The organism is Wenyingzhuangia sp. 2_MG-2023 (assembly GCF_030548295.1).
Classification (GTDB): domain Bacteria; phylum Bacteroidota; class Bacteroidia; order Flavobacteriales; family Flavobacteriaceae; genus Wenyingzhuangia.
Map to the genome: position 1 here is coordinate 15,411 of NZ_JAUOSB010000014.1, position 24,038 is coordinate 39,448.

General features: G+C 33.2%; 13 protein-coding genes. 5 read left to right on the plus strand and 8 right to left on the minus strand.

Going from position 1 to position 24,038, the window contains the following annotated elements; translation table 11 throughout:
* Positions 1-13: 13 nt before the first annotated feature.
* The 7 genes from Q4548_RS13100 to Q4548_RS13130 all read right to left on the minus strand — a co-directional run bounded on the left by Q4548_RS13100 (position 14) and on the right by Q4548_RS13130 (position 14,789).
* Positions 14-1,573 carry a DUF4955 domain-containing protein gene (locus Q4548_RS13100; RefSeq protein WP_303455761.1) on the minus strand — a complete coding sequence of 520 codons (1,560 nt, stop codon included), beginning with the start codon at positions 1,571-1,573 and terminating at the stop codon, positions 14-16.
* Positions 1,574-1,582: 9 nt separating this feature from the next.
* Positions 1,583-2,776 (minus strand): glycoside hydrolase family 88 protein, encoded by a 1,194-nt coding sequence (locus Q4548_RS13105; RefSeq protein ID WP_303455763.1) that lies wholly within the window; start codon positions 2,774-2,776, stop codon positions 1,583-1,585.
* 153 nt (positions 2,777-2,929) lie between these two features.
* Positions 2,930-4,654: a RagB/SusD family nutrient uptake outer membrane protein gene (locus Q4548_RS13110; RefSeq protein WP_303455765.1), complete on the minus strand. Its 1,725-nt coding sequence runs from the start codon at positions 4,652-4,654 to the stop codon at positions 2,930-2,932.
* A 29-nt stretch (positions 4,655-4,683) separates the two neighbouring features.
* Complete coding sequence (locus Q4548_RS13115; protein ID WP_303455766.1) at positions 4,684-7,821, minus strand: TonB-dependent receptor; 3,138 nt, start codon at positions 7,819-7,821, stop codon at positions 4,684-4,686.
* Between the two features lie 41 nt (positions 7,822-7,862).
* Positions 7,863-9,389, minus strand: coding sequence for a hypothetical protein (locus Q4548_RS13120; protein WP_303455768.1), 1,527 nt, complete (start codon positions 9,387-9,389; stop codon positions 7,863-7,865).
* Between the two features lie 275 nt (positions 9,390-9,664).
* Positions 9,665-13,756 (minus strand): two-component regulator propeller domain-containing protein, encoded by a 4,092-nt coding sequence (locus Q4548_RS13125; RefSeq protein WP_303455769.1) that lies wholly within the window; start codon positions 13,754-13,756, stop codon positions 9,665-9,667.
* A 25-nt stretch (positions 13,757-13,781) separates the two neighbouring features.
* On the minus strand, positions 13,782-14,789 hold the full coding sequence (locus Q4548_RS13130; RefSeq protein ID WP_303455771.1) for a LacI family DNA-binding transcriptional regulator: 1,008 nt from the start codon (positions 14,787-14,789) through the stop codon (positions 13,782-13,784).
* A 138-nt stretch (positions 14,790-14,927) separates the two neighbouring features.
* On the opposite strand from Q4548_RS13130, the gene kduI reads away from it, so the two are divergent.
* Genes kduI through Q4548_RS13145 form a run of 3 tightly spaced genes read left to right on the plus strand, consistent with a single transcriptional unit; the run spans position 14,928 to position 17,777 of the window.
* Positions 14,928-15,770 carry a 5-dehydro-4-deoxy-D-glucuronate isomerase gene (kduI, locus tag Q4548_RS13135; RefSeq protein WP_303455772.1) on the plus strand — a complete coding sequence of 281 codons (843 nt, stop codon included), beginning with the start codon at positions 14,928-14,930 and terminating at the stop codon, positions 15,768-15,770.
* A 21-nt stretch (positions 15,771-15,791) separates the two neighbouring features.
* Positions 15,792-16,586, plus strand: a complete 795-nt coding sequence (locus Q4548_RS13140) for a gluconate 5-dehydrogenase (protein ID WP_303455773.1) — start codon at positions 15,792-15,794, stop codon at positions 16,584-16,586.
* Positions 16,587-16,601: 15 nt separating this feature from the next.
* On the plus strand, positions 16,602-17,777 hold the full coding sequence (locus Q4548_RS13145) for a DUF4861 family protein (protein WP_303455774.1): 1,176 nt from the start codon (positions 16,602-16,604) through the stop codon (positions 17,775-17,777).
* A 139-nt stretch (positions 17,778-17,916) separates the two neighbouring features.
* Here the strand turns inward: Q4548_RS13145 and Q4548_RS13150 are convergent, their stop codons facing one another.
* On the minus strand, positions 17,917-19,776 hold the full coding sequence (locus tag Q4548_RS13150) for a sulfatase (protein ID WP_303455776.1): 1,860 nt from the start codon (positions 19,774-19,776) through the stop codon (positions 17,917-17,919).
* A 288-nt stretch (positions 19,777-20,064) separates the two neighbouring features.
* Here Q4548_RS13150 and Q4548_RS13155 point away from each other — a divergent pair, with 288 nt between their 5' ends.
* Together Q4548_RS13155 and Q4548_RS13160 are read left to right on the plus strand one after the other, a co-directional pair.
* A complete protein-coding gene (locus tag Q4548_RS13155) occupies positions 20,065-21,564 on the plus strand; it encodes an arylsulfatase (RefSeq protein ID WP_303455801.1) in 1,500 nt (499 codons plus the stop codon).
* Positions 21,564-23,936 (plus strand): glycoside hydrolase family 3 N-terminal domain-containing protein, encoded by a 2,373-nt coding sequence (locus Q4548_RS13160; RefSeq protein WP_303455777.1) that lies wholly within the window; start codon positions 21,564-21,566, stop codon positions 23,934-23,936. The genes Q4548_RS13155 and Q4548_RS13160 overlap by 1 nt, the downstream gene beginning before the upstream one ends.
* Positions 23,937-24,038 lie beyond the last annotated feature (102 nt).

The following is a 24,038-nucleotide window of genomic DNA, read 5'->3' on the forward strand; positions in this document are numbered from 1 at the left end:
TGAATTTTGTATGTTATTGATAAGTTTTTAACCATTTAGGAAGTGATCCTAAGCGAAGTTTTAGTTGTTCTTCAAATAGCGATTCTGGTTGTACAGGAGTCCCAATGCTTTCTGCAATTTGAACTTCGTCTTGTTTAAAAGTAGTTCCTGCTCCGTGAAAACCTACGATAATAGGAGGAACAATTCTCCAGTACCAACTATCTGTAGCAACAAACTTAAAATTTGTTTCGGGAGCATCTAGTTCTTTGTAGTTCCATAATACCAAATAACGCCCATGGTTTGGAAGGCTTTGACGAGCACCTCCGGCTCTACCTGCAAAAAAACCACCTTCTATGTTGTCAAACAATGTGCATCTAGGTTGTGAAGCATGAGATTCAAAAGATGTGTTTGCAGGATATTTAGATCTCCAAACAACGGTTGCAGTGGTACTACCTCCACCAACACCTACTGCATGATGCATTCCTGCAGAATCAATAATTTTTGCTAGTAAAATTCCTGTAGAACCACCTCCTGCGTTTACAGAACTGTGACCAATATTACCCTCAATTTTGATGTTGAGAGCAGTGCTATAAGCAGCTTGTGAAAAACCAACGGCGTGAGAGACGTTTTTAAACGTACAATCTTTGACCCATGAATTTACAGTTCTAGACATTTTTAAGATACTCCAACCACCATCGTCTTGAGCAGACCTGTGATGCACAAATTTTTTGGTCCAATTTCCTTCAAAACGTATATTTTCAATGCCTATATTTTGAGTATGTGCATAACTGTATATTTTCCAATCATGTTTTTTTTGAACGTCATAATGAATAGGTTCTACAAAGGTGATTTTATTTCCTTTTATACTTGCTACTTGATGTCTTTCATTGACAAGTACACCGATGTTTAAAATTTTGGTCCATTCAGGTTCTACTACTAAGGGTTTGGTATCGTATGTTATTAAATTTTTGTCGTTATTTACCATTTTTAAAATAACCCAATCTCCTTTTTTAATTTTAGAAGCATCTTGTACCGTAATATTATGAGTTTCTCTTTTGGAGTCAGATATTACTTTTGTTAGCAATTTATCTGATCCCTTACTTTTGGTTTCTATTGCACTTGGAGAACTGTAAAGTTTTTTAGGATCTTTAGGGGGTAAATCTCTCTCAAAAAATAAAACAGATTCATTTTTATGATCACCTTCACCTCTTAAAATAATGTTTGAAGAGGTGATTGTGATAGGTTCTATATCGTCTGATTGTGTATTGATATAATATTTTCCTTTTGGAAAAAAAACAACCCCCATTTTGTTTTTTTCAGCAGCAGCAATTGCCTTTTTAATTGCTGATTTATCAGAATTTGTATCATTAGGATTTGCTCCAAAATCAACAACATTAAAAACTTTAAAATTGTTATGAGGAATGGGAACGTCACTGTATTTATAACCTGCATAAGAAAAGTCAGGTAACAGAGCTTCTGTATGATTTTGTTTTGCTTTTTTATAGTTTTTCCATACATCAGACTCATTTTTTTGAGCGTATAGAGAAAGAGTACAAATAGTCAATACTTTAAAAAAAAGATGTTGTTTGTTCATTGTTATAACTTATTTGGAGTTTTGCAATCTATAAAGTGCTTCAAGATAATAATAGTCGGCATAATTTAAAGGTACATCTATTTCATTATTATGAGGGATGCTTCCTGTACTGTGTTTTAATAAAAAATGTTTGTTTTTTCCGGTTTTTGCAAAGTACTCATCACTTGCAAGAGCATTCATGATTTTGTAGATATTTGTTTGGTAAGAATTGTTAGAATACTTGTCTAATTCTATAAGAGCAGAAACGGTCACAGCAGCTGCAGATACATCTCTAGGTTCTTTAGGAATGTTAGGTGCGTTGTAATCCCAATACGGAATACCGTCATCTGGAGTTCCTTTGTAGTTTAAGATGTACGTTGCTATTTTTTGAGCTTGTTCTAAATAAACGGGGTTTCTGGTGTATCTATAACAAATAGTATATCCGTACAAGCCCCAAGCTTGTCCTCTAGCCCAAGAGCTTTCGTGGGTAAAACCTTGTGCTGTATGTTTGTTTCTAACGTTTCCTGTCTCAGGGTCGTAATCTATTACGTGATAAGAACTATCATCCTCTCTATAATGATTTTTTAAGGTAGTATCTGCATGAGAAATTGCGATGTTTTTAAAAGTGTCATCCCCTGTTAATAAAGAAACTTCAAAAAGCAATTCCAAATTCATCATATTGTCTATAATCACAGGATATTCCCATCCTCGGGTTGCTTGCCAGCCACTTTGTACATCCCAACTTTTGATACATCCAACAGTGGGGTTAAAGCGGGTTGATAAAGCTTTAGCAGCATCAATCATAACTTGTTTGTAGGCTTTGTTTTGTGTAAAACGAAATCCATTTCCGTAAGAGCAATTAAAAACAAAACCTAAATCGTGATTGGTTGTTAAATCTTTGTGACTTTCAAATGTTTTTTGAAATTTAATGGCTTCTTTTTTCCATTTTTCATCTTTTGTTAGCGCGTATAAATACCAACAAGATCCTGGAAAAAATCCTTCAGTCCAATCAAAACGATCGTGTGTAAAATGCATTTCTCCGTTAGCATCAAGCGTTCTTGGAATTTTATGAGCTTGATTGGCATCTTTTACTAATAAAGAAAATTGTTTCTCTGAGAGTGAAATTTGCTGCGAGATGGACGAGGTTATTTTTTTAGCGGTATTGCAGGACAGAATTAGCCCAGAAGTGAGCAAGGCCGATAGGATAATTTTGTAAATTTTCATATAATAGTATTGTTTTCTTAGGGCAATTTCTGTTTTTTGAAAGAGATGTAAGAGGGACTAAATGTTTTCTTACAAGGGGTAGAATTCTTTACAGAACATTTTTTAAATGACCTTTTTTTAGTAAAATGTACTGGTATTTAGTTGTTTAGGTTTTTACCAGTTGTTCTTTTGATTTAATTTTTTGTTTAGGGTTATTTCCTGTAAAGGATAAGGTAGAGACATGTGCTTTGCTGGATTGAAAAACAATCCAGATCTTAAGAATGCTTTGTGGTCTTCATTAGTATTGCTAAATTCAGGAGCCCCTTCTATAGAAGCATTCAAGTCGGCTAATTTTTCTCCTAAAAGTTCCCAACGAATCAAATCGTGCTTTCTCAAACCTTCAAAACACAATTCACGAAATCGTTCATCCACCAGTTCGTCAAAGAAATTATTTTTGCTAGATATAGCTGCTGGTTTGGCTGTTTCAATAGGAAATAAACCAGCACGATTTCTAACTTCATTAAGGTATTGTATTGCATTTGTGGTGGGACCTCCGCTAATTTCATTATCAGCCTCTGCATACATTAATAGTACATCAGCATATCTAATTACGGGAAAGTTTACTGTAGTAAAGTTTATGTTTGGTGTAGGATTGTCTTCTAATGAAATATAAGGTTCTATTACACCTGGTTCAGGAGTTGTATATAAATCGTTGTAATCTGCTGGCTCCCATCTTCTATATTTTCCAGGAGCATATCCTTGTACTAGGGTGTTGGGAGTTACGGAAGCATCTCCACTTGCCGAATATTTCATTTCTGCCAAGTTCCAAACCCTACGAATACTGTCATTATTTGTTATGTAGGAGTTTCTTAAAATAGGAGTGGTGTTGAACATAGCATAAGCCCCAGGGTAACCATCATCTCCACCTCCAAGACTAAAAGGAACACCGTTTATTGCTCCAATTCTACCGTGAGTATCAATACCGGATTCTCTTAAATATCGAAAAGAAATTTCAAATATAGATTCTCTTGTGTCGTAGGAGTTTTGAATGTAATTTAAAAAATGTTTTCGGTAACCATCATCTGTAACAATTATTTTATCTTCGGTTCCATCATTTACAATCATGGTTTGAGATTGGCTAAGTCCGTGAATACCTGAGTTGATAATGGTATCACAGTGTTTTTTTGCCAATTCATATTTACTAACATCTTTTAAAGGGTAAGTAGCCATTTTTAGGTACAAGCGTGCCATCAATCCATGGGCAGCGTATTTGTTAGCTCTTCCTAATACATAAGACGGGTCTCCTACTGCAGGTAAATGTTGTGTTGCAAAAGTATAATCCTCTATAATTTGAGCATATATTTCTTCTAAACTAGAAACAGCCAAATTATTTGAAGACTGATCCAAAGTAGGAGTCAGAGGCATTGGAACTTCTTCCCACCAATCCACTAGTAATTGATATGCATGAGCACGTAAAAACTTTGCTTCTCCAATAAGAGCATTGTATGCTGTGGGTTCAAAACTTGAAGCATCTAATTTTTCAATAAAAGTATTACTCAAATTGATGATTTCGTACAATGATATCCAAAGGTTTTTTATGTAATTGTCCGAAGGAGTGTGTCTGTACAAACCAACAGTCCAGTTTTCATTGTAACGTCTGTTATAGTAACCTTCATCAGTTCCCGAAGCCATAATAACAGACATAGCTTGTCCGTATACTTTGTCATCTGCAAACTTAGAGTAGATTCCTGATAGGGCTATTTTTGCTTGGGTATTGTTTTTGTAAAAATCGTTTATTCCAATAGTAGATATTGGTTGTTCATCTAAAAAGTCACTACAACTTATAAGTGAAGAGAAAACCAATATAGCGAAAAGGAGTGTTTTAAAATATTTTTTCATTTTGAATAATTTTAAATTTTTAAAATGTTTTAAAAAGTAATGTCTAACCCAGACATAATGGTAATACTTTGTGGATAGGCCGAATAGTCTAGGTTGGGTGTTAAGGCTCCAAATTTACCAACAGACACATCAGGATTGTAACCAGAATAATTTGTCCAAGTAAATAAATTTTGTCCTGTAACATAAAACCTCATTCTTTTTACATGGATAGTTTCTACAAATCGTTTTGGCATTGTGTAGCCAAGAGAAACGGTATTTAACCTTAAATAAGAACCATCTTCTATATGTCTGTCGTCAATTTTATTACCTTTAGGGGCTGCACCAAAAACGGATAAATAACGAATCGTATTTACATCTGTATTTGTGTTGGTAGGTGTCCACGCATCTGCCAGTCCTTTAAACCCATTTTGAGTACCTGCACCAGGAACATTAAAAACAGCTTTGTTGGCATTTAAAATATCAAAACCATAAGACCATTGTAGTAATACTTGAAGGTCAAAGTTTCCAATTTTAAAATCGTTAGACAGTCCTCCAAAATGTTTTGGATGTGGATTTCCTATAATTACTCGGTCTTCATTGTTAATGGTTCCGTTTCCATCAATGTCTTTGAATTTTATACTTCCAGGAGCAACAGGTAAAGTACCGTTATCTGGAATTCCTTCTTTTAAACTGTAAGTTTGTAGGTTGTTGTCCCAATTAAAATCATCCCATTGATAAATTCCATCGTATTTTAAACCATACATCATTCCTACAGGCTGTCCAACTTTAGTAATGTATTGATTTTCTGTGTAGCCATTGTTCCATTCAGGATCTGTATAAATTGCTTTCTGTCCGCTATTTAAGGCTAAAGTTTTGTTGCGATTGAAAGCAATGTTGAAAGAAGATGTCCATTTAAACTTTTGAGTGTTGATGTTTTTGGTTGTTAGAGTAAATTCAAAACCTTTGTTTTGAATTTTACCTACATTTTGTTGCACTTTGTCATAACCTGTATGTGGAGCTGTTTCAGCATTTAATAACAAATCAGAAGTTTGCTTGTTGTAATAATCAATGGTTGCTTCTACTTTTTGATCAAAAAGACCAAAATCTACTCCAATGTTGGTTTGTGCGGTAGTTTCCCATCTTAAATCTGGAATACCTAAGTTGCTTTGATAAGCCCCAGGAATGTAGTTTTGTCCTTGTCCCCATGCATATCCACTACCTGTGTTGATGTTTAATTGACTGTAGGCTTGGTAGTCTCCAACTCTATTGTTTCCTGTTTTTCCCCATCCAGCTCTTACTTTTGCAAAGGAGACAAAATTTAAGTTTTTAATAAATTTTTCTTCACTCAATTTCCATGCTGTAGAAAAAGAAGGAAAGTATCCCCAACGATTGTTGGAATTGAATTTAGAAGAACCATCAGCTCTATAGGTTGCTGTTATTAGGTATTTATTTTTGAAAGCGTAATTTACTCTAGAGAAATAAGATAACAATGCATTTTTAGAAATAGAAGTTTGTGGTATAGAAGGAGAGGTTCCTAAACCTAAATTATCAATTCCAAAAAGATCTGTTGGTATTTCTGAGTTTTGTAAAAAAGCATATTCATAGTTTCTGGTTTGTAATTCCATTCCTCCTAAAAATGTAAAATCATTTTTACCAAAGTGTTTTTTGTAGGTAAGGGTGTTAGAAGAAGATAAGGTTTGATTTCTACGTTGTGTGATAGAACCGTTTATATGATCTGTACCCCTAGCTCCTTGTTGTGTATCTTCTCCAAAAAAGACACTTTCTTTACGGGTGTCTATCTGGTAGTTTGCAGATAGATTAAGGTATAAATTAGACTTGAATTTGTGTTTTAAAGATAACCCACCTCTAATTACATCGTATCGACTTTGTCTGTCTGTGTTTTCAAGATTTTTTATAGGATTGTACAAGTATCTTTGATTAATATCTGCTGCATCGTATCCTCCCAATTCAAGACCGTCATTGTTAATGGGTTCTACAGGTCTAAACTGAATAGCATCTCTAATCACGCTGGTGTATTTGTCTCCAGAAATTTTAAGACCACTTCGGTTTAAATGTGTGTACAACATGTTTCCGCTAAATTCAGTCTTGTTGTTGTTTAGTTTTCTAGTGAATTTTAAATTATTCACAAACTTTTTAAATCCAGTATTGATTAATGTTCCTTCTTGATCTATGTATTCTGTAGAAAAATAAAGTCTGCTGTTTTTATCACCGCTACTGATACTAGCATTGTATTTGTTGGTTTGAGCAACTCTAAAAATTTCATCTTGCCAACTAGTTCCAGGGTTGTTTTTATACAATTCAGGATCTACCCAATCTTGAGCAAAAAACTTATATCGATCTCCTGGAGTGTAAGCATCCAAAGCCAATGCTACTTGTTCTTGATATTTTACATACTCATAAGGGCTTAAAACTTCTAAACGATTTGGAATCCATTGATAACTATGAGAGGCATTGATTCTAACATCTGTTTTTCCATCATTACGACCTTTTTTTGTACTAATTAAAATAACACCATTGGCAGCTCTTGAACCATAAATAGCAGTTGCGGATGCATCTTTTAAAATATCAAAAGTTTCAATATCGTTTGTGCTGATAGTTCCTGGATCAAAATCTTCTAAAGGAATTCCGTCTACAACATACAACGGGGTGTTGTCTCCAGTAATAGAGTTTCCACCACGAATTACAATATTTACGGTTTCACCAGGAGTACCGTCTAAAGAGGTAATGTTTACTCCCGAAACACGTCCTGCTAAAGCTTGATCAAAATTGGTGGTCGCAGTATTGTTGATAGCTTCTGTGTCTACTTTAGCTACAGATCCTGTTAAATCTTTTTTCTTTACGCTACCATACCCAACAACAATTACTTCGTCTAATCCTAGACCTGTTTCTTCAAGTTTTACATTTATAATGGTTTTGTTGTTTACACGTATTTCTTTAGGTGCAAATCCTAAATAATTGAAAACAAGTGTGTTTTTAGGCTGTACTTTTAAGCTATACAAACCGTCAAAATCTGACACAGTTCCTTTAGATTCTCCTTTTATAATGATGGAAACACCAGTTAAAGGTTCTCCGTTGGTATTGGTTACTTTTCCACTGATTTTAATTTTTTGGGCAAATGATGTTGCAGCAAAAAAGACCATCAGTAGCAGTATTGTGTATTTTTTCATTTGTGTTGAATTTTGTTTAGTGAAAATATTTTGGATTGCCATTATTCTTCTGAAGCTTTAAAGTATACATCAGAGATATAATACCTACCAGGCCTAGCAGATCCAACTCCTTTTAAGGAACCTGTGTAATTTGATTTGACTTTGAATTTTAACGTAAAGTTTTTTACGTGTTTGTATGCATTTAAATCCAATTCACAACGTACCCATTTGTTATCTGCATTTTTGGAAAGGTCCTTTTTATTATCAGGGTCTCCTCCTCCAATTTTTTGATCTCCAGGATAAGGTGTTCCTAGGAATGGAGTATCAGTCAAACTGTTAATTTGGCAAGACAATTGCTCATTTATTTGAGTCCATGTTGCGTTAGCATTGTCTCCCGTATAGTCTTCAGAAATGTAAATTTCTAAGTTGGTAGGAGTACTTCCATCAGGCATGTATTCTACATATTGATTTTTAGTATAGAAAATTGTAGACAAGCTGTATCCTAATTGGTACTGAGTTAAATCTTGAGTGTTTACAATCATATCAGATTCATGAGCCAACCAATCACCAGCGCTAGGGTTTACAAAAATAGATTTGTTAGCAATACCTTCGGGTCTTTCTTCAGCAGCTAATGGACTAGGGTTTGATTGTACCCAACCATTTGTTACGGAACCTGCATTGATAACATCTATAGCATATCCAAATGTTTTGTTTTCTGCTTCCAAAGTAGGATAGAAAAAATAGTTTGTCTTTTTGGGTAAAGTAACAGGAGTGTTAGAGGCTACCAACATTAAAAAACTATCTCCTTGAAAAGTGGTGGTTTCTTCACTAATATTGCTTGTAATTTCTACCATAGGATAAATGGTGTCATTTTCCGTTGAACTGTAAGTGTTTAAAAGCGAGATGATTCCTGTTTGTTCGTCAATTTTTAATTTGTCAGTTTCAGTTTTTAAAGCAAATCTCACATCTGGATTTCCTGTAATTAAATAAGGTTTACTAGTTGTGTTGTCTGTACCCAGAACAAGATTTTGTGCGATAGGAGAATATAATAAATTGGTAACCAAACTAGGACCAATATTTAAATGGAAAACATCTTTAAATGTGTTTGTAAATGTTGCCTCATTTCTTGAAGTGGTTACTTTTATATCAAAGTAATAATCTCCAATTCCAAAGTTGTTTTCATCTGCAATGGTAATAATTCCTGCATTTTTATAATCTAAAGAAGTATAGGATTTGATGGTGTCTCCAGCTTCATTAATAAAATAGTCTTCGGGACTTAATATAGCTGTGTTTTCAATTGGATTTTCAATTGTTATAGCATCCATATAAGAAGCATCTAATACGGTACCGTCAGCAGTTCTTCCGGATACGATTTCGTAGGTTGGTATTAAGTTGTTGGTGTTGACAATAGGAGTTCCAGATTTTATAAATGAATATTCTCGGGCATTCATTACTTCTGAATATGTTAAATTTGAAGGAGCTTTATATGCCGATTCATTTTGATTTTCGGTAAAAGCATCTTCGTCACAACTATTGAATAAAGTTAGCATTGTGACAATGCTGATCAATTTACGTACGTTGTTCTTCATAATTTATAAGTAAGTTGGTTAGATAGGTGCAATTTCAGTAAACACTAGGGGTTTAAAGAGGGGTAGATAGTTTTTTGGAAGGGGGTATATTGTTGTTTTGTTAGCAAGTAAGTGTTTTTTCGTTGTTTTTTATGGATTATGTTTTGTTTTTTGCTGTAAAAAATAACAATATGGTATTTTTGATTGCTGTTTCTAAAAGTAATAACTCATTTTTAGAAACAGCAATCAGAATTTGATCAAAGTAATAGTGTAAAAAGTAGTAAAAAAGGAGTGTCTTATTCCGAATCTTTGATGAGTTTTGAGTTTTGGGCTCTGTAATTAGAAGGAACGGTATTGAATTGTTTTTTGAAACAAGATCTAAAATATTTTAAATCGTTAAAACCAATTTCGTAAGCTATTTCAGAAATACTAAGTTGAGTTTTTGCAATCATTTGAGCTGCTTTTTTTAGCTTAATTGTTCTAATAAATTCGGTGATAGATTGGTCTGTAAGTGCTTTGATCTTTTTATAAATAACAGATCTACTCATGTGCATTTGTTCTGTAAATTCTTTGACATTAAAATCACCGTCGGATATGTTTTTTTCAATAATCTCAATAGCTTTTTTTAAGAATTCTTCATCGGCAGAAGTTGTCGTAATTTCTTTAGGCTCTAATATTTGATCTTTTTTAAATTTAGAAACCAAGTTTTTTCGAGTGTTTAACAAATTGGTTACTCTAAGTGCTAAAATTGAAGCATCAAAAGGTTTGGCAATATAAGCATCTGCACCTATATGAAATCCAGTTTTTTGATGTTCTGTAGCTGTTTTGGCAGTTAGTAATAATACAGGAATATGACTGGTAACTATGTTTTGTTTGATGTGTTGACACAGTTCAAAACCGTCCATTTCTGGCATCATAACATCACTAAGTACTAATTGAACTTCTGAGGTTTTTATAATTTCTAAAGCTTCTTTTCCGTGTTCAGCTTCTAAAATATTGTATTGATTTTTAAAAATATCTTTCACAAAATTTCGAACATCAATATTGTCTTCTACCAACAAAATGGTATCCATGTTCTTTTTTAGAGTTGTTTTTTCTTTTAGAGATTCTTGTTCTAGAATTTTTAAATTTTTTTCTAAAAGGAAAGATTTTTCAAGGGGTAAATCTTCCTCGCGATGTTCAATGCATTGTGCAGAGGTTAAGTGATTTTTTCCTAGAGGAATCATTACTTTAAAACAAGTTCCTTTTTCGAGAGAACTAGTTGCTGTAATATTTCCGTGATGCAATTCTACCAAACTTTTGGTTAGTGCTAGGCCAATTCCTGTTCCTTTTTGTTTTCCTTCTTTGTCAAATCTGTAATAACGATCAAAAATATGATGTAGATTTTCAGAAGGAATTACTTCTCCATAATTGATGATTTTAATAACCGCATATTTTTGAGAATTTGCTTCTTGAATGGAAATTTTGATTGCAATTTTACCTTTAATTTCATTGTATTTAAAGGCATTAGATAACAAATTGTACAGAATTTTCTTCATTTTGATTTTATCAAACCAAAGAGGTAGACTTTCTTCTGTACTGATGAAATCAAATTTAAACTGTTTAAAATCGGCCAAGTCATCAAAAGCTTTTTTTATATTTTTTACAAAACTTACAATATCAGATTGAGAAGCGTAAAGTAATTGTTTCCCCGATTCACTTTTTCTAAAATCTAACAATTGATTGATGAGTTCTAAAAGCATATTTGCATTTCTATGCATAATTTGATGTTGCTTCTGAATTTCATTATCCCCCATTTTGTTATGAATCATACGTTGCAATGGCCCAATGATAAGGGTTAGTGGAGTTCTAAAATCGTGAGAAATATTGGTAAATAGTGTTAGTTTCATTTGGTTGATTTCTTCCAAACGTTCTCTGTCAAATTTTTCTTGCTTTAGCTCATTTCGTTCTTTAACTCTAATCAGAATTAAGCGTTGCACAAAATAGAATGCAATGATTAAAATAATTATATAAATGGTATATGCCCACCAAGTTCTCCATGGAGCAGGTAAAATTGTAATATGAATACTTTTTCCGCTGGTATTCCAAAGATTATTGTTGTTAGATGCCTTTACTTTAAAAGTATAATTTCCTTTGTCTAAGTTGGTATAAGTTGCGGTTTTGTTGTTTCCAACGTATTTCCATTCCAGATCAAAACCTTCTAGTTTGTATGCGTATTGGTTTTTTTGTGCTTGAGAAAAACTAAGAGCAGTAAAATCTATATTGATGTCATTTTCATTGTATTTTAAATCAATATTAAAAATAGAATCGGTGATGTAAATGTAATTTTTGTTGTTGATTTTAATTCCAGAAATATCAACAGGAGGAATAAAGTTGTTTTTGATAATTTCTTTGGGCTTAAAAAAATTCAGTCCATTGGTACCACCAAACATCAATACTCCGTCTTTTGCTTTTAGATAAGCTCCGTAATTAAACTCACTTCCTTGCAATCCGTTAGATTCTAGGTAGTTTTCAGTTTTTTTGGTTTTCAAATCTAAACTGCTAATTCCGCTATTGGTGCTAATCCATATTTTGTTGTCATCACCCAATAGAATTCCGTAAATCACTTCATTTAATAATCCTTGAGCGATACCGTATTTGGTTGTTTTTTTTGTTTTTGCATGTATTTCATACAGTCCTTTTCCTTCGGTTCCTATCCAAATAGTTTCGTTTTGCACAGAAATACAATTGATAGAATTACGTATTGATGGATTTTTTCTTTGGTATTTTAGAGGAGTTATTTTTTGAGTATGAATGTTTATTTTTTCTAAACCATCTGAACCGCCTATAAAAATAGTATCAGGGTTGTTAGATTCTACAATACATTTTACAGATTTAATTTTATTTTCAAGTTGTTTTATCTGATGATTTTTTCGATTGTAAATAAAAATTCCTTTAGTTAGCGTTCCTATCCAAATATTTTGATTTTGGTCTTGATGTAAACATAAAATACGGTAATCTTTCAAGTGTTTTGATTCTTCTAGAACAAGATCAATTTTTTGGAATTTGAAAGGTTTTTTTGATAAGTTAAGATAAAATAAACCTTGGTCATGAGTTCCAATCCATAAGTTTTTATCAGCGTCTAACAGTAAAGATTTTATATTGTTTGAGCCTATGGAATTCGGATTTTTTGAATTGTGTTGATAATAGGTGAATTTTCCTGTTTTTTTGTGATAATAATTCAGACCCCCACCTTCTGTTCCTATTAATAAATTTCCGTTTTCTTGTTGTATAATACTACTTACTACATTGTAATTTAGCATATTATTGCTATATCCTGCGTAGATTTGTTTAAATGATTGAAAGCTATAATCAAAATAATTAATTCCACCAGCCCATGTACCAATCCACATGTCTCCTCTATGATCTTTTATAATAGAATAGATTGAATTTTGACTCAAACTTCTGACGGCATTTTTGTGGTGAACAAAGTTTTTTAGATGTGTACGTTTTTTATTTAGAATATACAATCCGGTATAAGTCCCTACCCATAAATTGCCATGATTATCTTCATTAAAACCTCTAACAGAAGAACGGATAGAGTTGGTATTGTTGAGCTTAAAATCTTTAAATACGTTTAGGTTTTTGTCCCAAACAGCCAAACCGTTTTCATACCCTAACCAAATAGTTTTTTGATGATCTTGGTAGATTTTAGGGGCATTGTTTAAGTGAGCCTCTATACTAGAATTGTTAGGATAGTTGTAGTAGATTATGGTATTGTTTTGTGGGTTGTATTTTAAAATTTTTGTAGGCATACAAACCCAGAGAAATCCGTCAATTGTTTTACAAGTATTTCTAATTTTTTTAGAAACAAATTTTTTTTCTACTTCAGTTTTTAGAGTGTGAGCTGTAAAATTTTCTATATCAATAGTTGTGATTTTATGATTGGTTCCAATCCATAAAGTTTGGTTGTCTACTTGTTCAATATTCCAAATCTCATTATCAGTCACAAAATAGGGGTGGCTGTTTTTTTTGTATCGTATAAAGTTTTTTTCTTTTGGATTGTATCGATTCAAACCATTTTTAGTTCCAATCCAAATATTTTTTTTACTATCTTCAAAAACACAAGTAATCCAACTGTGACTTAAGCTACTATTGTCTTCAGAATTGTGTCTAAATACGCTAAAATTTGTACCGTCATAAATGTTGATTCCGTCTCTTGTACCAAACCAAAGATATCCTTTGCTATCTTGTAGTATTGAAGTTACAGATCTTTGAGAAAGTCCATCTTTGATAGAAAGATGTTTGAAACGTAAGTCCTTTAATTCCTCATAATTATTTTGAGCAATTGTTTTTAATATAAAAAGGAAAGACAATACTAAAATTGCGAACAGACGTTTTAAGAACATATAATAATTTAGTTTTAGTAGTAGTTTATGAGTTTCTAACAATCAACTCAGAGGTTAATATTTTTGATAAGTTTTGAACTTGTATATTTTTGTTTTCAATAAGGTTTATAAGGAGTGAACACGCAATAGTTCCCATTTCAAAATCAGGTTGATTGATGGTTGTCAAACTTGGTTCTATAACCGCAGAAATAGGATCGTTGTTAAAACCCACTACAGAAATATCTTTTGGAATTTTAATTCCATTTGATTTTAAGTATTGTATTGCACTAATAGCTGCAGTATCATTGGCAGAATAAATACCATCTATATGTTTCATTTTTAAGATGCGTTTGGCAAATTCAATTCCGTCTTCTTCAGATAATTTGGCTTCAAAAACATATTCCTCTCTAATAGGAATATTGTATTCTTTCAATGCTGAAAAATATCCTTCTTTTCTGTTTTTGTACAAATTTATTTTCTGAACCCCAGAAAAGTGAACAATGTTTTTACATCCTTTTAAAATTAAGTGTTTTGTGGCTTTGTAACTAGCTTCAAAGTCATTTATGGTAATAGAAGGACAATCTTTTAAACTTACAGGTCTATCATAAAACACAATAGGCCCTCCGTTTTTTTTGTAGTTTTCTAAATGTTCATAGTCGGTAGTTTCCATAGATATAGAAATCAACAAACCATCTACTCGGTTAGATAAAAATGTAGAAACCAGCTTTTGTTCTCTTTCCAAATTATCAAATGTTTGGCCAATAACTACGTTGTACCCTCCTTTGTAACCCGTTTCTTCAATTCCAGAAATCACAGAAGAAAAGAAGTTTCTAGAAATTCGCGGAACAATAACACCTATCGTATTGGTTTTACTTGTACGTAAGTTAGAGGCAAGCGTGTTTTTTTGATAACCTAATTCTTCAGCTTTTTTTAGAATTAAATCTTTAGTTTTTTTAGAAACTCTAGGACTGTTGTTCAAGGCTCTAGATACGGTAGAACTGTCGATATTCAGTACCTTAGAAATATCGTGTATAGTAGGTTTTGTGTTTTTCATATCTAGATTAAGTGGTGTAAATGTACTACCGAAAAGGTTCTTTCGCAAATATATAAATTGCTTTTTAATAAAATACAATCGATTGTATTTGGTTAAAATTTATTACTTTTACAGAAAATAAATCAAAGGTTTAATATTATGGAGAAAAAAGTTGAAACAAGATATGCAGCTTCACCAAGAGAAGTTAAGCAAATGGATACACAAGAACTAAGAGAGGAGTTTTTGATAGAAAAATTGTTTATAGACAATGAAGTGAAATTGGTGTATTCACATTACGATAGATATATTATTGGAGGTGTAATGCCTTTGGAAAAGTCAGTTGTTTTAGAAACAGTAGATGCCTTAAAAGCTTCTTACTTTTTAGAAAGACGTGAGTTAGGAATTATCAACGTAGGTGGAAAAGGAACTGTTTTGGTTGATGGAACTTCTTATGAACTAGAACATAAAGAAGCTTTGTATGTAGGTAGCGGAAATAAAGAAGTTATTTTTTCTAGTGCATCAGCTTCTGCTCCTGCTAAGTTTTACATCAATTCTACTCCAGCTCACAAATCATTTCCTATTAAAAAAATAGGAATCAATGATGTAGAGGTGGCAGAATTAGGTTCTTTAGAAACCTCTAACGCTAGAACCATTCGTAAATACATTGTAAATAGTGTGGTAGATGTTTGTCAATTGCAAATGGGAATGACCACATTAGAGCCAGGAAGTGTATGGAACACCATGCCTGCACACGTGCATGATAGAAGAATGGAAATTTATTTCTACATAGACGTTCCTCAAGATCAAGCAGTATGTCATTTTATGGGAGAGCCTTTGGAAACTAGACACATATGGATGGCAAATGAACAAGCAGTAATTTCTCCGCCATGGTCTATACATTCTGGAGCTGGAACTTGTGCATATTCTTTTGTTTGGGGTATGGCAGGTGAAAACTTAGATTATAGCGATATGGATATGTGCAAGATAAATGAATTGAGATAAATTTAAAACAAGAAAGAAAACATGTCGATAAATTTATTTGATTTAACAGGAAAGATAGCTTTGATTACCGGAGCTACACACGGTTTGGGAATGGCAATGGCAAAAGGTTTGGCAAATGCTGGTGCAACTATTGTTGTTACAGGAAATTCTTCTCAAACAAAATTAGATGCTGCAGTTGCTAATTATAAAGCTGACGGATCAAATGTCTTTGGATATTTATTTGATGTTACTGATGAAGATGCTGTGAAAAAAAATGTGAGAGCTATTGAAAAAGAGGTAGGAGTTATAGATATTTTGGTAAACAATGCTGGAATTATCAAAAGAACTCCTTTGGTAGATATGGAAGTTGCAGATTTTGAACAGGTTGTTAAGGTCGATTTGGTGTCTCCTTTTATCATGTCTAAATATGTGGTCAAAGGAATGATAGAAAGAAGAGCAGGAAAAATCATTAATATTTGTTCTATGATGAGCGAATTAGGTAGAAATTCTGTAGGTGCTTATGCTGCGGCCAAAGGTGGATTGAAAATGTTGACCCAGAATATGGCTACAGAATGGGCAAAATTTAATATTCAGACAAATGGAATTGGGCCAGGATATTTTGCTACGAGTCAAACAGAACCTATTCGTGTAGATGGAAATCCTTTCAATGATTTTATCATTGGGAGAACTCCAGCAGGTGTTTGGGGAGATCCAGACGATTTGCAAGGGGCAGCTATCTTTTTAGCCTCCAAAGCTAGTAATTTTGTAAATGGACAAATAGTATATGTAGATGGTGGAATTTTAGCAACCATTGGAAAGCCTGCAAACGAAGACTAATTTATGAATACAAATATGAGAAATCAAAAAAAATACATTTCAATTTTGTGGCTGTTATTTTTAATATTGGTGTCTTGCAACAAATCCACTACAACTTTTGCTATTAAGAATACTTTGGATGTAACGCGTTCTAACGAGACTGTTAGTATGACCAAAGAGTTTTTACATGTTGAAAGTTTACAAGGAATTGGAGTTAAAAATTTAGCAACACAAAAATTGGAGGTTACTCAACAAATAGATGTAGATGGTGACGGAACGATAGATGAAATCATATTTCAACCCACTTTAGCTCCACTAACTACAGAAACGTTTGAAATTGTTTCTGTTACAGAGAAACAGCAACCAAAAGCCGAAGATTTGTGTTATTCACGCTTTGTGCCAGAACGCACAGATGATTATACTTGGGAAAATGACAAAGTAGCTTTTAGAGTTTATGGACCTACAGCACAGCGATTGATAGAAGAAAACAAACCCGGAGGAACCCTGTCTAGTGGTATAGATGGTTGGCTGAAACGAGTAAATTATCCCATCATAAACAAATGGTATGCGGAACATGATGAAAACCCAGGTGCTTATCACAAAGATAGTGGAGAAGGTTTGGATAATTTTCATGTAGGAGTTAGTAGAGGTATTGGAGGTTTGGCTGTAAAAGAAGAAGGAGAGTATTATTTTTCTAAAAATTACACAGAGTGGAGAACTATTACCACAGGACCTTTAAGAACTTCTTTTTACCTAAAATATGCTGATTGGAAAGCTGGAAACAAAACCATTACAGAATACAAAATTATTACATTAGACAAAGGTTCTAATTTGTCTAAAATAGAAACTTATATAACAGGTACAGATCAAGTTTCTGTTGGGTTGACACTTCACAAACAAGAAGGAAATGTAGATGGTAATGTAACTGAGGGGTGGATAAGTTATTGGGAACCTTTGGGAGATTCCGAAATAGGAACAGGAATTGTAGCTGCTAATAGTGTTCTTTTAAATCAAGAAACTTATTTGGTAGATGAGTTGGATTTGTGCAACACGTATGCTGATTTAAAAGTTACAGACAACAAAGTGACTTATTATTCAGGTTTTGGGTGGAAAAAAGCAGGAGAGTTTAAAACAGAAGAGATGTGGAAAAAATATTTGAACGGTTTTAAAGTCAAATTGGACAATCCATTACAAATAACACTAAAGAGGTAAGGTTTTATTTTGCTATCTTTAAAAAATTAGTATTCTAGATGGTATAATAAATTTTTATAAGATACTTAGAATAAAAATTAAAAATCCGTAAAACAATGCTTTACGGATTTTTGATTTTATAAAATAAATTGCTTGTGTTTTATTCAGAAACACCAATGTAATCTAATCTTCTTACTACTTGAGGCTCTACAGAGCATTTCACAAGTTTGTCTTTCTTAAGGTCAAATTTGTATTTATGTGCTCCGTCTTTCATTACAGTAATGGAGTTTAGTATCAGCAAAGCTTCATTAGGATCTTGAGAAGCATACAAGGCTTGAGTCATAGTATTTACAGGATTTACAGCTCCTATAAAACCTAAAAATTCAGCAGCTTTCACTCTGTTGATCAATTCAGAATCTTTTTTAGAAATTTGAATAGCTTTTTTTGCAAACTCTTTAGCTTGGCTACCAAAACTAGTACAAGTATTCAATGCCCAATATCTTTCCCAAGGATCATTAGAGGTTAAATAAGCAGCTATTTTACTTTTTGCAGTTGCATAATCTTCCAAAGCTAGATTGGCAATTGCTAAATAATTTTGAATATCAGATTTGTGTTTTTTACCAAAAGCTACAGGATTGTCAAAAGCATTTTTGATAAGGTAAAACTCAGGATACAAAGCCAAATCATTAATGTCGAACATTTGTTTGTTCAAAATGTTTCTCAATTCAATTAACTTGTTTTTGAAAGCTGGATCCAAAGCTAAGTTCTTAGTTTCAAAAGGATCTGCTTCAACATCGTATAATGCTTCAGGAGCTTTTACGTTAAAGAATTGTGATTGAACGTCATTTAATTGATGCTCATCATTTAGTTGACTCCATTCTTTGTAGGCCAATTGCTTGTAACGGTAATTGTTCATCAATCCATCAAAATTAATGGGTTGAAAATTTCTTAAGTATTTGTATTTTCCTTTTCGAATGGCTCTTACCATGTCGTATTTTTCGTCCATTCTGTCAGAATAACTAAAAACTTGATTTCTTTCATTCAATTCTCTTGCCGATACATTTTTACCCAAGAATGGTTTTCCGTCAATTCCTTTCGGAATTTCAATTCCAGCAATGCTCATTAAGGTAGCTCCAAAATCAACAAAACTTACAAAACCATCAGTTCTTGTACCAGGTTTTATGTTTACAAGATGTTTGTATTTTTCAGGAACGTAAACAACTAGGGGAATGTGCAACCCTGTTTCTAAAATATATCCTTTACTTCCTGGTAAAACACCACCGTGATCTCCAAAGTAAAAAATAAAAGTGCTCTCCATCAATCCGTCTTTTTTCAATTCATCCAAAACTTGACCTACTTCAGTATCCATCTGAACTATTTTGTCTCTATACCACGCGTTGGTGAATTTCATCAACTTGGTTTTTGGGTGATTCGGTTGTACGAAACAAGATTCAGGATCTGTAAGAGTTTTTTTTGTTTCAAAATCTTCTTGAGAAAAATGAATGCGACTTTCGTGAGTTGTCATGATGTTAAAAACATGAAAAAAAGGTTGTCCTTCTTTTCTATTTCTCCAACTTGCTTTTTTAGAAGAATCGTCCCAAACGGTGTCCGATTTGTAAATATTGTAGTCTTCTTTGTAGCAGTTAGTGGTGTAATACCCCGCTTCTTTTAAATATGCTGGATACATTTCTATATTATCTGGCATAGGAACTGACTGCAAACGTCTATGGTAGTGAGAGGCAGCACGTGGACCGTAGACTCCAGAGATTAATGTTGAACGAGCAGCGCTACAAACAGCTGCATTAGAAAAAGCTCTGTCAAAAACAATTCCATGCGAAGCTAAAGATTCAATATTAGGAGTAGAAACTCCATGTTCATCAAACAATTTCATGTAATGTTTGGAATTGTCTTCAGAAGTGATCCAGACAATATTTGGGTGTTCTGTAGTTTTATTTTCTTTTTGGGCACATGCAGTAAGTGCAATGGCTATAAAAAAGAAAACCAGTTTTAATTTATTCATTTTTTATAATTTATATCCTTTGGTACAAAATTATACTTATCGTATAAAATGCTAAACATTATCCTATTTTTTAGGAACACATATGATGAATATTCTATAACAAGTGTAAAAATACTTGAGATTTCTACTTAATTAACAGAAATTATAAGATTCTAAACATTTGTGACCTATAATAAATCATTACTAGCTACTAAGTTTTTAAAATAAACATAGTTTTAATTTCTAGAATCAAAATCAATTATATAATTAAAAATCGTTTAGATGAAAGTTAAAAATATCATTTCGTTAATGGTGCTATCTGTACTGTGTTTTTTTCATACAGATGCTATTGCTAAAGAACCCGTAAAGCCAAATATTATAGTGGTTTATATGGATGATTTAGGCTATGGAGATTTAAGTGCTTATGGAGCAACAGAATTAAGTACCCCAAACATAGATGTGCTGGCAAATGAAGGAATTAAATTCACCAACGGTTATGCAACTTCTTCTACGTGTACACCGAGTAGATATGGGTTGTTAACAGGAGTGTATCCTTGGAGAAATTCAAAAGCTAAAATATTACCAGGTTCTGCACCGTTGATTATTTCAACAGAGCAAGAAACGCTGCCTAAAATGTTAAAAAGAGCAGGATATCACACAGGAATTGTTGGAAAATGGCATTTAGGACTGGGTGATGGTAATTTAAATTGGAATGGTCACATTAAGCCAGGACCTAATGAAGTCGGTTTTGATGAAGCTTATATTTTAGCAGCTACTCAAGATCGTGTACCTACGGTTTATATAGATAATGGTTATGTTGACGGATTAGATCCTAAAGATCCAATTCAAGTGAGTTATAAGAAAAATTTTGAAGGAGAACCTACAGGAAAAGACAACCCTGAATTAACAACATTAAAATGGCATCACGGACACAATAACAGTATTGTAAATGGAATTCCAAGAATTGGATTTATGAAAGGCGGTGAAGCTGCAAAATGGAGTGATGTAGATATGGCAGATCACTTTTTAAACAAAGCACAGAATTATGTCCGTAAGAATAAAAACAATCCTTTTTTCTTGTATTATGCTTTGCAACAACCACATGTACCACGTACTCCACATCCTCGTTTTGCAGGAAAATCTGGAATGGGGCCAAGAGGTGACGTGATTTTAGAAGCAGATTGGGTAATTGGTGAATTTATGAAAACATTAAAAGAAGAGGGGGTTTTAGAAAATACATTGATTGTTTTCTCTAGCGATAATGGTCCTGTTTTACAAGATGGTTACTACGATGATGCTATGGAGAAAGTAGGGAAACACACACCTGCAGGAGTTTTACGTGGAGGAAAATATAGTTTGTTTGATGCTGGAACAAGAGTGCCATTTATGGTGTATTGGAAAGGTACTGTAAAAGCAAAAGTATCAGACGCTTTGGTGAGTCAAGTTGATTTGTTAGCTTCTTTGGCTGAATTATTAAATGTTGACACGGAAGAAGGAGACAGTCAAGATATTTTGTCTGCTCTTTTAGGAAAAAGTAAAAAAGGACGTAAAGATATTGTTCTAGAAGCTGGTTCTAAAACATCATACAGAGCAGGAGATTGGGTAATGATTCCTCCTTATAAAGGTGCTAAAATGAGTTGGCATTCTTTTGTGGAGTCTGGAATAGATATGGAGTTTCAATTATATAATTTAAAAGAAGATCCAAGTCAACAAAACAATTTAGCAAAATCAAATCCTAAACAATTAAAAAAAATGTTAGCTAAGTTTGAAGGTATTAGAGGTAAAGGATATTCTAACATTAAAAAATAATGATGAAAAAAATATTTATCATAGGAGCACTGTTCATCAACAGTGCTTTTTTTGCTCAGAACAAGATTGTGAAACCCTTTTCTACTCCAGAAATTGATGCACAAGTAGAGGTTATTATGGCTACGATGACTCTAGAGGAAAAAATTGCTCAAATTACAGGAACTAGAATTAGAGAGCTGTTAGTAGATGGTGAATTATCATTAGAAAAATGTAGAGAACACATTCCAAATGGAATAGGGCATTTTTGTCAGTTTTCTACAGGGCAAGCTTTATCGCCAGAAAAGTTAAGAGATTTAGTTCGTGAAATTCAGCATTATTTAATGACGGAAACACGATTAAAAATTCCTGCTATTTTTCACGAAGAAGCCATCACAGGTTTTGCTACACAAGGAGCAACTACGTTTCCACAGCAAATTGGAGTAGGGTGTTCTTGGAATCCAGAATTGGTAGAAAAAAATACCCAATCAACGGCACAAAATATGAGAGCATCCGGAGCTACTTTTGCTTTGTCTCCTATGTTAGATTTAAGTAGAACAGCCCATTGGAACCGTCATCAAGAAAGTTATGGAGAAGATGCTTATTTGACCTCTCGTTTGGGAGTTGCTTTTGTATCAGGTTTACAAGGAACCAATTTTAAAACAGGAGTAGCGGCTACCGTAAAGCATTTTGCAGGTTATGGAACTAAAAATAACGATGCTAAAACATTGTACGAAGAGTATTTAATGCCTCACGAAGCGGCTATTAAAATTGCAGGTGCCAAAAGTGTCATGCCTTCTTATGGAGTGTATCAATCTTTGCCAATATCGGTAAGTCCAACCATGTTGGATAGAATGTTAAGAAGAGAAATTGGTTTTGACGGATTGGTCGTGAGTGATTATGGAGCCATTAATATGGTTTATAAAAAATACAAACAAGCTCCAGATCCAATGACAGCAGGAGCTATGGCTTTAAATGCTGGAGTAGATATAGAATTGTCATCGCCAACAACCTATCCTTTGTTGGCCGAAGCTATTAAAAAGGGATTGATTACAGAAGAAACTATTGATGTTGCTGTAAAAAGATCGTTAATCATGAAAGCTAAGTTAGGTTTGTTAGAAAAAAATCCAGAAATAGGAAAAGATGGAGCTTTAGATTTTGATCCTCCTGCGTTTAGAAAATTAGCTTACGAAACTGCTTGTCAGTCTATAGTATTGTTAAAAAACAATGGAGTTTTACCTTTAAAGAGTACTGTTAAAAAAATTGCTTTGGTAGGTCCAAATGCTGCTACAACACAAGGTTTGTTGGGTGATTATACCTATCAAGCAATGAGAGCTTTTTGGAAAGGAGAACAGTACAATCCTAACAACCCTAAATTAGTGACTTTAAAAGAGGGATTGGAAAACAGATTAGGAAATGATATTCAAATTAAACACGAACGTGGTTGCGATTGGAGTGCTGACCTAGAGGCTACCATAGATAAAAGTGGTTTTGGGGACAGTAGATTAGGAAAATTAAAATTGTTAACCGTACAAGGTTTGCCTCAACCAGATTTGCAAAAAGCCATTGCTATTGCTAAAGAAAGCGATGTGATTATTGCTGCTGTAGGAGAAAATATTTCTTTAAATGGTGAGGGTAGAAGTAGAAAAGGAATTGGCTTACCAGGAGAGCAAGAAGCTTTTGTAGAAAAGTTATTAGCAACGGGTAAACCTGTTGTTTTGGTGTTATTTGGAGGAAGACAACAAGTAATTGATAAACTAGAAGGTAGATGTGCTGCCATTATTAATGCTTGGTTTCCTGGAGAAGAAGGAGGAAATGCTGTTGCAGATATTTTGTTAGGAAACGTAAATCCATCAGCAAAACTATGTGTCACATATCCTAATTCTCAAATCAAAGAAGAGGTAAATTATCAAAATGGTTACAGTGCAAATAATCAACCATTATATCCTTTTGGTTATGGATTGTCTTACACTACGTATGAATATTCTAATTTTAAAATAAAATCTAAAACAGATATTTCTAAAGAATCATTTAAGGTAAGTGTTGAGGTGAAAAACTCAGGAAAAGTTGCAGGTACTGAAATTGTACAGTTGTATGTGTCGCCTGTTGATAAAAAAGCCACTAGTAAACCTATTCAGCTAAAAGGATTTTATAGAGTTGCTTTACAACCTAATGAAAAATCAGTGTTGGAATTTAAGGTTTCTCCAGAACAATTGGTGCAATATAAAAATGACCAATGGATAGTAGAAGCTGGAAAATATGAATTTAAAATTGGAGCTTCTAGTACAGATATTCGTCAACAAGGAGTTATAGAATTAAAAGGAAAAGATAGATTACTACCTAAAGGAAGACAAGTTTTTTTCTCACAAGTAAAAGAAGGAAAACATCACTATTAATATAAGTTTATTGATGGTTTTTGAGTTAAAACAACCTCTAAACACCTTATTGTGTCTAGGGGTTCTTTTTTGTCTATATAAAGTCTAGTAAGAAAGAAAACG

Coding starts and splice junctions, on each gene's coding strand:
- Q4548_RS13155 (WP_303455801.1), top strand. CDS start 20,065: ATGGTGCTATCTGTACTGTGTTTTTTTCATACAGATGCTATTGCTAAA.
- Q4548_RS13125 (WP_303455769.1), bottom strand. CDS start 13,756: ATGTTCTTAAAACGTCTGTTCGCAATTTTAGTATTGTCTTTCCTTTTT.
- Q4548_RS13150 (WP_303455776.1), bottom strand. CDS start 19,776: ATGAATAAATTAAAACTGGTTTTCTTTTTTATAGCCATTGCACTTACT.
- Q4548_RS13100 (WP_303455761.1), bottom strand. CDS start 1,573: ATGAACAAACAACATCTTTTTTTTAAAGTATTGACTATTTGTACTCTT.
- Q4548_RS13110 (WP_303455765.1), bottom strand. CDS start 4,654: ATGAAAAAATATTTTAAAACACTCCTTTTCGCTATATTGGTTTTCTCT.
- Q4548_RS13105 (WP_303455763.1), bottom strand. CDS start 2,776: ATGAAAATTTACAAAATTATCCTATCGGCCTTGCTCACTTCTGGGCTA.
- Q4548_RS13140 (WP_303455773.1), top strand. CDS start 15,792: ATGTCGATAAATTTATTTGATTTAACAGGAAAGATAGCTTTGATTACC.
- Q4548_RS13115 (WP_303455766.1), bottom strand. CDS start 7,821: ATGAAAAAATACACAATACTGCTACTGATGGTCTTTTTTGCTGCAACA.
- kduI (WP_303455772.1), top strand. CDS start 14,928: ATGGAGAAAAAAGTTGAAACAAGATATGCAGCTTCACCAAGAGAAGTT.
- Q4548_RS13130 (WP_303455771.1), bottom strand. CDS start 14,789: ATGAAAAACACAAAACCTACTATACACGATATTTCTAAGGTACTGAAT.
- Q4548_RS13120 (WP_303455768.1), bottom strand. CDS start 9,389: ATGAAGAACAACGTACGTAAATTGATCAGCATTGTCACAATGCTAACT.
- Q4548_RS13145 (WP_303455774.1), top strand. CDS start 16,602: ATGAGAAATCAAAAAAAATACATTTCAATTTTGTGGCTGTTATTTTTA.
- Q4548_RS13160 (WP_303455777.1), top strand. CDS start 21,564: ATGATGAAAAAAATATTTATCATAGGAGCACTGTTCATCAACAGTGCT.